The organism is Rhodobacter sp. P2_H5 (assembly GCF_056403335.1).
Genome location: NZ_JBFUFS010000003.1, coordinates 293834 through 306700 on the forward strand (window position 1 = coordinate 293834; position 12867 = coordinate 306700).

The following is a 12867-nucleotide window of genomic DNA, read 5'->3' on the forward strand; positions in this document are numbered from 1 at the left end:
GTCAAATTCGCAGTCCAAGCCCCGGCAAAGATGAATGAATTGCCGGGCGTCGTCTTATTTCGCATTGGCCTCCAGCGCCGCCATCGCCGCGGGGAACCCGTCGAGCGAAACCGGCACCACGATCTTCTTCTGGCCGGCCAGCGCGGTGAAGCTGACATTGGCCGAGGGCACCGCCTTAAGCCGCGCCCAAAGATCGGCGCTGCCATCGGCGTCGGCGATGCAGCCCTGCGGCGCGCAGGTCAGGTAGGTCAGCTGCACCAGATCCTCCTGCGGGCGGGGCGCGTTGGCATCGGCCCCGGCGGCGGCGGGCTGATCCAGGCTGATCGTCACCCCGGCGCGCAGGGCGACATCGGTCGGCACCTGCAGCGCCAGCCGCGCCGCCTTGGCGCCCGGCGGCGTGCCGATGGTGAAGGCCAGAAGCGGGTGCATCTGGCCATCCTGCCCCTTCAGGTTCAGCCGCGTCGTCATCTGGCACAGGGGCTTGGCGGGCGAGCCGTCGGCCTGCGCCACCACATTGCAGGCCACCGTCCAGGCGCCATAGGTCGCCGTGGTCGCGGTCGGTGGCGCGGTCTCGGCCCGGACCGCCCCTGCCAGCATCGCCAGCGCCATCAGACCCGAACCGAACCCGAACTTCATTGCGACATTCCCAAATTCCATCTTCATCTCAGAACCGCGCCGTCAGTTGCACCGCGACCGAGGTGTCGCCCGATTCCGTCGTGCCCGCCGTCGACAGGGCCCTGGCGATATCCATCTTGGCCACGAAATTCTCACCCACCGAAAACTCGCCACCGATCCCCACTGCCGCCAGATGCTCGACCGGCGAGGTCTGGAAGCCACCCACCGTTACCTTGTCGGCCAGGCCGAAATCGGCAAAGACATGCGGGCGGAACTGACCCAACGCCTTGCCGATCGGCACGCTGTAAGGGGCGGCGCGGTATTCAATGCTGAACCAGGCGCCCGATTGCGTCGGCACCGCGTTGGACGGGTAGCCCCGCACCGTCGCATCGCCGCCCAGCGAAAGCTGTTCCAACGCGTGCAGCTCGTCGGGCGAATATTGCAGGCCGAAGCGCAGCGCCAGCGCGCGGTCCTTGTCGATCGCCACCTCCTGCGCCATCGAGGCTTTGAAATAGGCAAAGCTCTTGTCCGCAGCGCCGTCGGTCTGCGAGCGCCCGCCGGTCAGCGAAGCCTCGACATTGCCATGTGTCGACTTGCCGAAGATCTGCCCGTTCAGCGCCGAGCGCAGGCCAAGTTGCAGGTGCTGCAGGTCGGTGCTTTCATGGCCAATGTCGATCACCCCGCCAAGGTACTGGGTGCGGTCATAGGTATTGGCGGCAAAGCCCACGAAAAGTTCGGGCACAAAGGTCCAGGTGCCGGGCTTGCGCGGCAGCGGGAAGGCCAGCTCGGCGGTAAAGCCGTTGGTCGTGGTCGATGACGTGATCGGACCCACGGGCACCGAATAGCTGGAGATGTGGCTAAGCCCGAAGGTCGCCTTCATCCGCAAGCCGTTGGAGAAGGTCACCGGCACGAAATAGCTCAGCGCATGCGAGAGATAGCCCTTGTCGCGCCCGGTGTTCCACAGATCGGCCCGGCCCAGCGTGTCGGGCGCGAGGTTTAGCTGATAGGACAGCTGATGGTCCTGCCACGGCAGCGCCGACATGTTGAAGCCGGTGAAGATCCGCCCTTTGCCGGTATCCTCGGTCCCCGAGTTCGAGGCGCCGAGATAGCCCGACCACGGCCGCCCGCTTTGCACCTGCAGGGTCAGCTTGGTGCTGTCGGGCAGGGAGCCGGGCTCGAACACCACCGAGACATGGCGGAACGGGTTGAGGTTCAGCCAGTTCACATCCTCCAGCAGGGTCGCGGTATTGACCTCTTGCCCCGGGCGAACCCGGATCTGGCTGGCGACATAGCCCTGTGCGCCGCCCTTGGCACCGTCCACCGCGGTTTCCTGCAGGACGAAGGTGTTGACGTTGACCTGCAGCACCCCCGAGGTCACCTCTTGCGGCGGCACGGTCACCTGCACCAGCGAACGGCCGTTGTCGCGGTAGTATTTGGTGATCTCGGTCTCGATCGCGCCGATGACCTTGTAGGACAGGGGCTCGCCCAGATGCCTTTGCAGGATGGAGCGCAGCCCCGGTCCCTGCGCTGTCGGCCCGGCCAGCGCGGTGTTGACCCCTGCCCCGGTCTTGGCCCGCGCCTTGGGCCCATTGGCATGGGCATCGACGATCATCAGCCCGGCGAGATCCACGCCAAAGGGCGTCGGGTCGGTCAGGCGGTTTTCCAGCGCCGAGGCGCTCAGCGTCGTGGTCTGCGCCCCGTGCAGCACGGGGGCGGGATGGGTCTCCAGCCCCTGGGCCCGCACCAGACCCGCGCTCGCCAGCACGACGACCGCGCCGACCAGCGCCGGCCCCATCAAATCCTTGCGAGCGATCGTGACATTAGTCCTGGCGGCCATGAGGTTTTCCTGAATGCGCAAGCGTCGCGTAATTCTTAACGCAAAAATTCAAAATCCAAAGAGGATGATTTGAAGGAATTCACCAAAGCACAGGGCAATCACGCTTTACTCACGGTGGCGTAACGCTTTGGCGAGCGTCTCCCCGCGCCCGCCCTTGGCCAACCCCATGTGCAGCCTGTCCGCGAATCGCGGGCGACAAAGCATTTCGGTATCCGGCGGGCGGTTCAGGTCGGCTTGCGCTCGCCCGCCCTGACCGCAAAGGGCAACCGGTTCTCCGGAGGCGGCAGCGGGCAGATCGCGAAGTCGGTGAAGGCGCAGGGCGGGTTGAAGGCGCGGTTGAAATCCAGCGTGATCCGGTCGCCCTTGGGCGCGCCGATCAGAAAACGACTGGCGCCATAGGTCTCGGGCCCCGAGGTCGCATCGCGGATCACGAACATCGGCTTGCCCGCCTTCCAATGCGTGGCCAGCAGGGTGACCGCGTGGCCCTCATGGGTGAAGTGCGCGCGGTGAGTCAGGATGACCTCGGTCGGCCCGGCGCCCTTCTGGTCGACCGATTGCGCCTGCGGCGCGCTCAGCGTCTCCCAGGTGGCCGAGATCACCCAGGCGGGGTCGAAGGGATAGCTGGTCAGCAGCACGCTGCGCGGAATGGTCAGGTCACGCACGCGCAGCGCCGGCTGGCCCGCGACGGTGTGGAGTTCCAGCAGCAGGTGCCCGATCTCCAGCATCGGGTTGCCGCCCATCGCGGTGAAGGCCTGTGGGCCTCGGTCGGTGGTCAACTGCGCGGTGTCGGCGGTGGCGGTCAGGGTGCCCAGATGGGCCGGCCCGACCGAGAGGACCAGATCATTGTCGGGCGCCGTACCGATACGCTGCCGGCCGGGGCCGATCTCGACCCGGTCGGTCAGGTTCAGCCAGCCGTCCATCGCCATGAGGCCTTGCAGCCGCTCGCTCTTCCAGGCGGCGTGGTCGTGGGCGTCAAAGGCTGTCATGACTCGATCCGCTCGCGCAGATCGGCGAGGTTCACCCGGCGCAGGTAGCGCGGGATATTGCCCCAGATCGGGTGAAAGCCGTAGCCGCCCTCGATCAGCTCATCGATCGCGGCCTGACGCGACCAGCCCTCGTAAAGGATGCGCCAGAGCGCCACGATCAGCCCGGTGCGGTCGGCGCCATGACGGCAATGCACCAGAACCGGCCCCTCTTGCAGCCCGGCGCGCAGCGCACGCATCGCCAGAACCACCTTGGCACCGTTCTGTTCGCCGACATGGCGGGTCTTCATCGGCACCCGCCGCAGCGTCAGCCCGGTGCCTGCGGCCAAGGCCCTGTCGTCCAGGGTCTGGCGCAGCGACAGGACGCTGCGGATGCCAAGGGCCTCCAGCCCGGCGAAGCCCTGGGCGTTGGGCTGCGAGGCGCGGTAGAAATCCGGCGTGACGCGGTAGAGGTTCGGCACCCCGGCCAGATCCGGCTGGACGCGCGGCGCCCAGGCCAGCGGCCGCGCTTCGAAGGCCAGGCCCGGAATCGGCAACAAGGACGTCGGCATGGCCGCCAAAATCGATCGGCGGTTGAACGACGCAGGAAGAAACACACGGGCAGCGGGCATCAAGGCTCCTTTTTCGGCCCTCAGGATGCGGCCAAATCGCCGCAAAAGCAAGACAGGAGCAAATTTCCGCCCCGCCCGCCCCCGGTTTCAGAGGCCGATGCCCACCGCGCAGGCGGCTTTCGTCAGGCGCAGCGCAGATGGCCGCAGGGCTGCGGTCTGCCGGATCTGGGGCAAGCCCACCCTGCCCCCCGCAAGCGCACCCCGCGCCTCAGCGCGAGGCGTGCCAGCCGGAAGCGGAGGGCTGGCGCACCGCCAGAAAGCCGAGCGTCACGAAGATGGCCAGGGTCAGAAGCTGGGCCACAAGAAAGGCCGGCTCGCTGCCATTGGGGGCAAGGGCGTGCAGCACGCCGATCTTCTGGAAGGCCTGCACCACGCCGACGAAGACGTTGAGGTAAAGTGCCGCGACCGCGCAGACGGTATAGACCGGACGCCAGACCCCCGCCCGCCTGCCGATGCCCAATGCCCAAAGCGCCAGCGCCAGAAGGACCAGCGACAGAAGGCCAACGACATGCGGCGGGCCGAAGCTTGCGCTGGCGAACAGAAAGCCGCTGGCGCTGGTGGCGATGGTGGTGGCGAGGAAAACCGCCGTCCAGGTCGCAGAGTACCTTCCGCGCAGAAGGTCGGCCAAGATGACAAGGCCGCTTGCGATGGCCAGCAGGCTGATGGCGACATGGGCCAGGGTCAAGGCCAGGGTGAGGTCCGGGCTCAGCGTAGGGCCAAACATGATCGGCGCTCCTTTCTATGGCCTGTTCAATGGCCTTCGATGGCGAAAAGGATCTCGGCAAAGCCGGGCACGGTGGCGCTGCGGTTCCAGTCGCGCTGCAGTTCGCAGATCAGTTGCACCCAGCTGGTCGGCTTGGCCCCGGCCTGAAACAGCCGATCCAGCCCGGCCAGATGCGCCTCAAGCGAGGTGCCGCCGCAGGCATCGACGACGGGATAGACCTCGTAACCCGCTGCCAGGGCGTCGAGCGCGGGATGGACCAGGCAGACCTCGGTCCACAGCGCCGCCATGATCAGCTTCTTGCGCCCGGTGGCCTGCACGGCTGCGACGAAATCCTCATCCTCCCAGGCGTTGATCGAGGTGCGGTCGATGATCGGCACATCGGGCAGGACCTCGAGGATCTGGTGGATGGTGGGCTGGTTGCGCCCGGTCGCCACGTTCACCGTCGCGAGCACGACCGGCAGGGCGTAGAGCTTGGCGATGCGGGCCAGAGCGGTGATGTTGGCGACCAGCTGGCGCTTGTCGCGCGAGGCGATCGAGCCGACCTGAACCGGCTGGTAGTCGATGATCAGGACGGCGGCATTCTGCGGCGTCAGCAGATGGTCGGCCTTCGGGTCGCGGATCGTGGCGAAGGATGTCATGGCACAGGCTCCTTGAACAGGATTGGCTTGGAACGGGAATGGCTTGGGGCCGGCGTGCTAGGGCTTGGGCGCGGCGGATGCGTCGACATAGACCGTGTCGGTGGGGCCGGTCCCCGAGATGTAGACGACCACCGGTTGGTCGCCGGTCCGGGCGAAATGCGCAGCCCCGCCGGGCTCGGTGTAAAAGCTGCCGGGCGCCAGCGCCTTGAGGCTGTCCTCGGTGTTGGCAGGCCCGTAGCCGAACCACCAGGTGCCCAACACGACCACGGCGGTGCGGTCGTCCTGGTGGGTGTGGGCGGCGATGATCGTGTGGGGCGGCACGCGAAGCGCGATGGCATAGGGCCCTGCCGCCTTGGGGTCGCCCATCAGGACCGTGGTTTCGATCCCGCTCACCCCCGAGGTGCCAGCTCCCGCCCCGGCCTTGGAAAGGGCCGATATGTCGGCCGGATCGAGGCGAAGCGGGTCGATGGGGCCGGCCCCTGCGGCCAGCGGGGCCGCAAGGAAGGTCAGGACGGCAAGACCCGCGCCACAGGTTGCGACCTTGCCAAGGCGGCTCATTGGATGAACTCCTGGATGACCTTGACGGTGGCGTCGGGGTTTTCCTCCATCACCCAGTGCCCCGCATTCGGGATCACGGCGCCCTGCACATTGGTGAAGGCGGCCTTGGTCACCTCGGCCATGCCGGAGCCAAAGGACTTCTCGCCACCAACGGCCAGCACCGGGATCGTCAGCAGACCGCCTTCAAGCGCCTTGCGGTTGTCGATGGCATCCTGATCGAAGGCCTTGAACTGCTCGAACCCGTCATGCATCGCATGCGGCAGGGCATAGAGCTTGGCGTAATGTTCGCGGCTCGCCTCGTCGAAGTTCTTCGGATCGGCGGAGAACTCGTTCCAGAAACGGTCAAGGTAGATCCGCTCGCGCCCCGCCACCAGGCGTTCCATGTCCGGCCCGCCAAAGCGGAAGTGCCAGAGCAGCGGGTTTTTCAGGATCTCCTCCCAGGGACCGACGCCGGGCACCGGGGCATCCATCAGCACCAGCTTCGTGGCGCGCTGCGGCTGTTCGACCACGAAGGCGAAGGCCACCATGTTGCCGATGTCATGGGCCACGACATCGACCTTGTCGACCTTCAGCGCGTCGAGGACGCCCGAAATGTCCTTGCCCTGGTTCATCTTGTCATACCCGGTCTCCGGGTGGGCCGACAGGCCCATGCCGCGCAGGTCGGGCACGATCACGGTATGGGTCTTGGCCAGCACCACCGCCAGCGGCTGCCACATGTCGCCGGATTCGCCATAGCCGTGCAGCAGGACCACCGCCGGCCCCTGCCCGCCGACGCGGACGAAGAGCTGGGTGCCGTTGGTGTCGATCATCTCGGTCTTGAAGTCAGCCGGGTAAGGCTTGACCTCCGCCAGACTCGGGCTGGCTGCCAGAAGGCAGCCGCATGCGATCAAGAGCTTCAGTGGATTGGCCATGGTCATCTCCCTGCGGTCGGTTGCAACCAGACTAGTCCTGCGGCGGCGGTGCGGCTTGATCAGGGATGGCGGTCTTGTCGATCACTGCTGCGGCGTTGCCTTCGGGCGGGCCGTCCGGGCCGCAATTGGGTTGCCACGCGTCCGCGAAAGCGGCAAGTTGAGGCGCGGCGCAGCCTCCACATCCGGTGCAAAGGGGCCGCGCCACCCGGATCGGTCAGGGTTCAGTTGTACCACGAAAAGGATCTGCGCGGTGAGAGAAGATGGCATTCTGCAACATCCTGCCCCGGCCCCCGCCATGCTGTCGGGCGACCTGCAGACATGGGAAAACAGCTTCCGCGTCGCGATCGACACCATCCCCGGCCTGGCCTGGTTCGGCAGTGCCGAAGGGCCGGTCGAATTCCTGAACCGGCAGTGGTGCGACTTCACCGGGGTCGCGATGGCCGATGCGCTCGGCTGGGGCTGGGCCAGCACGATCCATCCCGAAGATCAGCCGCGGCTGGAGGCGCATTGGCGCGTGGCCCTGACCCGCGGCCTGCCGGGCGAGGCCGAAGCCCGAGTCCGCCGCTTTGACGGCACCTATCGCTGGTTCCTGTTCCGCTATGCCCCGCTGCTCGACAGCCAGGGCCGGGTGGTGAAATGGTACGGCTGCAACACGGATATCGAAGACCGCAAGATCGCCGAAAAGGCGCTGCTGGCCTCCGAGCAGCTGGCCCGGGGCCAGGTGAACGCGCTCAAGAGCGCGCTTGACACGCTGGCCAGAGAGCCCGACCCCGGCCGGCTGGTGGCCCATATCATGCGCACGATCACCGAAGAACTCGGCGCCGACAGCGCGAGCGTCTGGCGGCATGTTGGGCCGGACGACAGGCTGACCCTCGATTTCGTCTTCGAGGATGACCGGGTCGTGCCCAGCACCGACATCCGCTTCGCCGGTCTGGACCTCGTGCTGCCGATGGAGGATCTGTGGCCCTGGTCCGGCGTCTTCCCCCTGACGCAACCCGGCGTCATCGCCGATATCCGCGAAGTTCCGGCCTTCCCCTTGCGCGACCGGCTGCTGGCGCTTGGCATCGTGACCATCCTTCTGATCCCGATGACGGTCGCTGGCCGGCTGGAAGGGGCGATCGGCCTGCGCTTCCGGACCCCGCGCGTCTTTCAAGACGAAAGCCTGGGGCTGGCGCAGGCGCTGGCCAATCAGGCGATGCTGATGATCAAGCTGGCCGAACTGTCGACGCAGGGCCGCGAGGCCGCCGTGGTCGGCGAGCGCAACCGCATCGCGCGCGACATCCACGACACGCTGGCGCAGGGCTTCACCGGCATCATCGTGCAGCTGGAGGCCGCCGAGGATGCCAGCCGCCGCAGCCTGGGCCGCGAGGCCGAGCAGCATGTCGTCACCGCCCGCAACCTCGCCCGCGAAAGCCTGCGGGAGGCGCGGCGCTCGGTCCAGGCCCTGCGCCCGCAGCCCTTGACCGAATGCGAACTGACGACCGCCGTCCAGTCCCTCTTCGCGCGCTTGCCCGAGGAGGCCGCACTGCGCGCCGAATTCAAGGTGGTGGGCACGACCTGGAAATTGCCGCCCGAATGGGAGGAGAACCTGTTCCGGATCACCCAGGAGGTCCTGACCAACGTCCTGCGCCACGCCCGGGCCTCCCGCCTCGCCGTCACGATCACCTTCCGGGCGCCGGAAGTCCTGGTCGAATACGTCGATGACGGGCGCGGCTTCGATCCCACCGCGACCAGCGAGGGCTTCGGCCTTCTGGGCATGCGGGAGCGGGTCGATGCGATGGGCGGCCAGATGCAGATCCGCAGCGAGGCCGGTCGCGGCACCCGGCTTTCGATCCGCCTGCCGGCCAACCCGCCCCATGCACCGGACCTCAAGGCATGACCCCGCCCGGCCCGGACAGCCGGCCCCGCACGCCGATCCGCGTCCTGATCGCCGATGACCACGTCACGGTGCGCGAGGGGCTTGCCGCGATCATCGGGCGCCAGCCTGACATGGTGGTGACCGCCGCCGCCGCCAATGGCCAGGAATGTCTCGAACGCTGGCGGCAATTCCATCCCGATATCGTGCTGCTGGACCTGCGGATGCCGGTCATGGACGGCGTTGCCGCCATCGAGGCGATCCGCCGCGAGGACGCCTCGGCCCGGCTGATCGTGTTGACCACCTTCGACACCGATTATGACATCACCCGCGCCATCATGGCCGGGGCCAAGGGCTATATCCTCAAGGATGCGCTGCGCGAGGAACTCCTCGACTGCATCCGCGCCGTCCACGCCGGCGAAACCCGGATCCCGCAATCCCTCGTCGCGAAATTCGCCGCCGGCGTCAGCGGCGAGGCCCTGACCAACCGCGAGCTGGAAGTGCTCACCCTGCTGGCGCGCGGGCTCAGCAACAAGGACATGGGCCTGCAGCTGAACATCGGCGAGACCACGGTAAAATCCCACCTGCGCAGCATTTTCAGCAAGTTGCGGGTCCTGAGCCGGACCGAGGCGATCACGGTGGCCAACCGCCGTGGCCTCGTCCATCTTTAAGTTGCGATTGCAGGCCGGGACAGGCCGCCTCCCTCGAAAGGACGAGGCTTTCCCCGTCTCTTCGCCCGGCAAACGCCCCCGCCGGGCGATCAATTGACCGGTGACAGGCCCGATGGGATGCTTTCCCATCAGGAGGCGCACACCGATGGCAACGACACTGGCACAATTCAGGCCCCTGCGGGACCCGGCACGACCCGAAGAGCTGGTGTCGATCGTCACCCGGCTTCTGCAACGCGCCACCCTCTCCCTCCACAGGGACACCGACACCGCCCGGCGCGAGATCCAGACGGCGGCGGATCTGCTGTCGGGCGCGGCCCGCCCGCCGAAGCTGCCGCCGCCCCCGGTCGAACGGCCACGCAGCGCGCTGGCGCCCTGGCAGATGCGCGCCGTGATCAACCTTATCGAGGCCCATCTCGACAGCGCGGTTTCGGTCGAGGACATGGCGGGCGTCACCCGGCTCAGCACAAGCTACTTCTTCCGGGCCTTCAAGCGCAGCTTCGGCCTGGCGCCGCATGCCTATGTGATCAGCCTCAGGCTCGCCCGGGCGCGCGGGCTGCTCCTGGACGGCGAGGAGCAGCTTTGCGCGGTTGCCCAGGCCTGCGGATTTGCCGATCAGGCGCATTTCTCGCGGGTCTTTCACCGCGAAATGGGCTGCGCGCCAGGGAAATGGCGCCGCGAACAGCGCGGCCAGCCCGTCGCGGCCGTGAAGACCAACGGCGTCACCGGCGCAACCCACGACACCCTTCCCGCCCCGGCCCCGCCCTCCCGCCCGGCCCGCCTTGAAAGCTGTCTGCTGTCGGGCTGACGCCTGCGCAGGGCCATTTCACGCGGGTTCAGACCCTCGTGCGCAGAGGCCCCCGAAACCCCGCGCCAGCTTCGGAGCATCGCGGTCCGGGAAACCACGCGAACCGCCTCCACCGCTGCCCGCCTGGTAATCCCGGGCACCTGCCTGCAAGGATGGGCCATCCAACCTCCCCGCCACCGCTCCCCTGCCCCATGCGACCGGCGCGCAACATGCTTGCCGCAAGACCGGCCCTCCTTGTAGAATGAGATTCTGCACAGCCGGGCCTGCCGGAACGAGGTCAGGCCAAGCCCCCCAGAGATCCGGAACGGACAGGGGTGCACCGACCCCGGCGGCACAACGACTGACAGGGGAGAACGAGACGATGGCCGACACCTTGGAAAGCGCAGCCCCACCGGCGGGTCCGCCGTGGATCCAGCCGCAGATCCAGCACGGGATCACCTGGCGCGACGGCGATGTCGTGATCTCGGTTCCCGCCAAGAGCGGCACCACCTGGACGATGAACATCGTCCATCAGCTGATGACCGGCGGCACCTCCGATTTCCGCGACATCTACGAGGAAGTGCCGTGGATCGAATTTCTCAACCGCCCCGGACAGCCGCATCAGGAGGTTATCGACCGCGTCGAGGCCATGCCGACGTCGCGCCGCCGCGCCTTCAAGACCCATTCCGCCCCGCCACAGCTGCCCTTCATCCCCGCCGGCACCGGGCCTGACGTCAAATACCTGGTGATCTTCCGCAACCCCGAGGAGGCCCTGGTCTCGTTCCGGCCCTTCCTGGAAAAGCACTCGGACGCCTGGTTCGACCTGTGGCAGATGCCGCGGGCGGCGCTGTGCCGGCCGGATTTCCCCTCGTTCTACGCCGATGTCGTCGACAGCCACGGCATGCAGGGCATGTTCTTCGGCTTCCTCGCCGCCTGGTGGCCCTTGCGGGCGGCTCCGAACGTCCTGTTCCTGCATTATTCCGAGATGAAGCGCGACCACGCAGGCTCGATCGCCAGGATCGCCGATTTCCTCGGCATCGCCCCCACGCCCGAGCAATGGCCGGGCATCCTCGACCACACCTCCTTCCCCTGGATGAAGCGCCATGAGGGGAAGTTCGAAGCGCAGACGGCTGGCGCGGTGCCAATCCTGCAAACCGGCGCGATGATCCGCAAGGGCGAGACTGGCACGGTGGAGGCCGACGGCATGACCCCTGAAATCTCCCGGCACCTGCGCGAACTGGGCAGCCGGATCTGCCCGGATGAGGCTGCGGTCACCTGGTATTACGAGGGCGGCACCCTGCCCTGATATCCGAGGCGCCAGGCCTCCGGCCTCAGGGCTGCACCCTGCCGCATCCGAAGCGGTGAGCCGGAGAAGTCCCGCATGGGCTTCGACCCGGCCCACAGTGGCGACAGCACCCGGTTGGACTTCCTGCGCGACATCGGTGGCCCGGTGGAGCGAGGCCTCCTGACCCCACACGCGGCCCTGCTCCGCCAAATCGAACGCGGGCGCAGGTTCGGCGTCGAAAGCGACTTTCGCTGGCATGCTGGCTTCTGACGGTTCGATGCTGCTTCTCTGGTCAGAGATTGAAATCGCCCTCGACCGAGCCCTGGCGCGGTTGAGCGAAGACCCGCCCCCAAAGGCCGCCCGTGGCATGGCCAGCTGCATCGACCTGTGGCAGACCACCTTGGTAGAGCGGTGGGTCGATCACCCCGCATTGACCGAACTGTGCCAGAGGGCTGTGGATCATCTGCGGACCTCCCCCCGCCGTCGCAACATGAACTGCTACGGTCTGAGGGGAGCCTTGGCCGCAGATCCCGAGACGGGCGCAGACCCCTGTCTGCAGGCGGAACCGGGTGGGGCGAAAGGGAAAAGCTGTCTGGACAAGATCTCCCCGACAGGTCCCTTTTCGCGCGCGTCAGGTCAGGGTTGCCACGATGTCGGCGCTGGTGACGATGGCATGGGCATAGGTCGGGCCGTTGATGTCATGGGCGCAGCGCATCGCCTCGGGGCTGGCGGCGGCGGTGGCATCGCGCACCAGAGTGACGTGATAGCCCAGTTCGACCGCGTATTTTCCGGTGCTTTCCAGACAGGTGTTGGCGATCAGGCCGATCAGGATCAGCCGGGTGATCCCCTTCTGCTTCAGAAGCGTGTCAAGGTTGGTGTTGGCAAAGCCGCTGCTGCCCCAATGCTCGGTGCAGATCAGATCGCCCTTCTGCGGCGTGAAATCGGGATGCCATTCGCCGCCCCAGGTGTCGGGCGCGAAGATCCCCATCTTCTGCCCGCCGAGCATATAGGGATTGGGATGGTCCCAGCCGTCCAGATCATCGGCGCGCCAGCGGTGGTGCGGCACGATGACGATCTGCACCTGCGCCGCCCGCGCCGCGGCCACCACGCGTTTGAGGTTGGCATGCAGGCCCACGGCCGTGGCCACCTCGGCGACCATCGGCCACAGCTTGCCGCCTTCGGCCAGAAAATCGTTGTAGGGGTCTACGAACAGCAGGGCCGTGCGCTGCGCGTCGGGCGAGGCTTGTCGGGGCGGGGTATGGTCGGTCATCGGGGTTCTCCTGTGCTCCGCCCCGTTGATGGTGCGGTGCCGCCAACATGGGCGGCGGCAAACGGGCCGCCTATCGTCCAGGCATATCGACCGGCTAACACGATCGTATGAGAGACGCGGTCAGA

At 67.1% G+C, this 12867-nt stretch carries 15 protein-coding genes; 5 read left to right on the top strand and 10 right to left on the bottom strand.

Annotated features, from left to right (window positions below):
- Positions 1-54: 54 nt before the first annotated feature.
- The 8 genes from AC1DVR_RS05525 to AC1DVR_RS05560 form a co-directional block, all read right to left on the bottom strand.
- A complete protein-coding gene (locus AC1DVR_RS05525; protein WP_477999537.1) occupies positions 55-636 on the bottom strand; it encodes an invasion associated locus B family protein in 582 nt (193 codons plus the stop codon).
- A 28-nt stretch (positions 637-664) separates the two neighbouring features.
- Positions 665-2452 (bottom strand): ShlB/FhaC/HecB family hemolysin secretion/activation protein, encoded by a 1788-nt coding sequence (locus AC1DVR_RS05530; RefSeq protein ID WP_477999538.1) that lies wholly within the window; start codon positions 2450-2452, stop codon positions 665-667.
- A 224-nt stretch (positions 2453-2676) separates the two neighbouring features.
- Positions 2677-3438, bottom strand: a complete 762-nt coding sequence (locus AC1DVR_RS05535; RefSeq protein WP_477999539.1) for a DUF1684 domain-containing protein — start codon at positions 3436-3438, stop codon at positions 2677-2679.
- Positions 3435-3986 (bottom strand): phosphatase domain-containing putative toxin, encoded by a 552-nt coding sequence (locus AC1DVR_RS05540; RefSeq protein WP_477999540.1) that lies wholly within the window; start codon positions 3984-3986, stop codon positions 3435-3437. The genes AC1DVR_RS05535 and AC1DVR_RS05540 overlap by 4 nt, the downstream gene beginning before the upstream one ends.
- 268 nt (positions 3987-4254) lie before the next feature.
- Complete coding sequence (locus AC1DVR_RS05545) at positions 4255-4770, bottom strand: hypothetical protein (protein WP_477999541.1); 516 nt, start codon at positions 4768-4770, stop codon at positions 4255-4257.
- 26 nt (positions 4771-4796) lie between these two features.
- Positions 4797-5408 carry a hydrolase gene (locus tag AC1DVR_RS05550; protein ID WP_477999542.1) on the bottom strand — a complete coding sequence of 204 codons (612 nt, stop codon included), beginning with the start codon at positions 5406-5408 and terminating at the stop codon, positions 4797-4799.
- Between the two features lie 57 nt (positions 5409-5465).
- The gene (locus AC1DVR_RS05555; protein WP_477999543.1) at positions 5466-5966 is read right to left on the bottom strand and encodes a cupin domain-containing protein; all 501 of its coding nucleotides are present in this window, start codon (positions 5964-5966) and stop codon (positions 5466-5468) included.
- Entirely contained in the window at positions 5963-6877 is a 915-nt protein-coding gene (locus AC1DVR_RS05560; protein ID WP_477999544.1) for an alpha/beta fold hydrolase, read from the bottom strand. The genes AC1DVR_RS05555 and AC1DVR_RS05560 overlap by 4 nt, the downstream gene beginning before the upstream one ends.
- 250 nt (positions 6878-7127) lie before the next feature.
- Between AC1DVR_RS05560 and AC1DVR_RS05565 the strand changes: the two genes are divergently transcribed.
- From AC1DVR_RS05565 to AC1DVR_RS05585, 5 genes are all read left to right on the top strand, one after another.
- Positions 7128-8756 carry a sensor histidine kinase gene (locus tag AC1DVR_RS05565; protein WP_477999545.1) on the top strand — a complete coding sequence of 543 codons (1629 nt, stop codon included), beginning with the start codon at positions 7128-7130 and terminating at the stop codon, positions 8754-8756.
- Positions 8753-9403, top strand: coding sequence for a response regulator (locus AC1DVR_RS05570; RefSeq protein WP_477999546.1), 651 nt, complete (start codon positions 8753-8755; stop codon positions 9401-9403). The genes AC1DVR_RS05565 and AC1DVR_RS05570 overlap by 4 nt, the downstream gene beginning before the upstream one ends.
- 145 nt (positions 9404-9548) lie before the next feature.
- A complete protein-coding gene (locus tag AC1DVR_RS05575) occupies positions 9549-10208 on the top strand; it encodes a helix-turn-helix domain-containing protein (RefSeq protein ID WP_477999547.1) in 660 nt (219 codons plus the stop codon).
- A 361-nt stretch (positions 10209-10569) separates the two neighbouring features.
- On the top strand, positions 10570-11493 hold the full coding sequence (locus AC1DVR_RS05580; protein WP_477999548.1) for a sulfotransferase domain-containing protein: 924 nt from the start codon (positions 10570-10572) through the stop codon (positions 11491-11493).
- Between the two features lie 75 nt (positions 11494-11568).
- Entirely contained in the window at positions 11569-11742 is a 174-nt protein-coding gene (locus AC1DVR_RS05585) for a hypothetical protein (RefSeq protein ID WP_477999549.1), read from the top strand.
- A 22-nt stretch (positions 11743-11764) separates the two neighbouring features.
- Here AC1DVR_RS05585 and AC1DVR_RS05590 read toward each other — a convergent pair whose 3' ends face one another.
- Both AC1DVR_RS05590 and AC1DVR_RS05595 read right to left on the bottom strand, forming a co-directional pair.
- Positions 11765-11935, bottom strand: a complete 171-nt coding sequence (locus AC1DVR_RS05590) for a hypothetical protein (protein WP_477999550.1) — start codon at positions 11933-11935, stop codon at positions 11765-11767.
- 168 nt (positions 11936-12103) lie between these two features.
- Positions 12104-12742 (bottom strand): cysteine hydrolase family protein, encoded by a 639-nt coding sequence (locus AC1DVR_RS05595; protein ID WP_477999551.1) that lies wholly within the window; start codon positions 12740-12742, stop codon positions 12104-12106.
- Between the last annotated feature and the right edge of the window lie 125 nt (positions 12743-12867).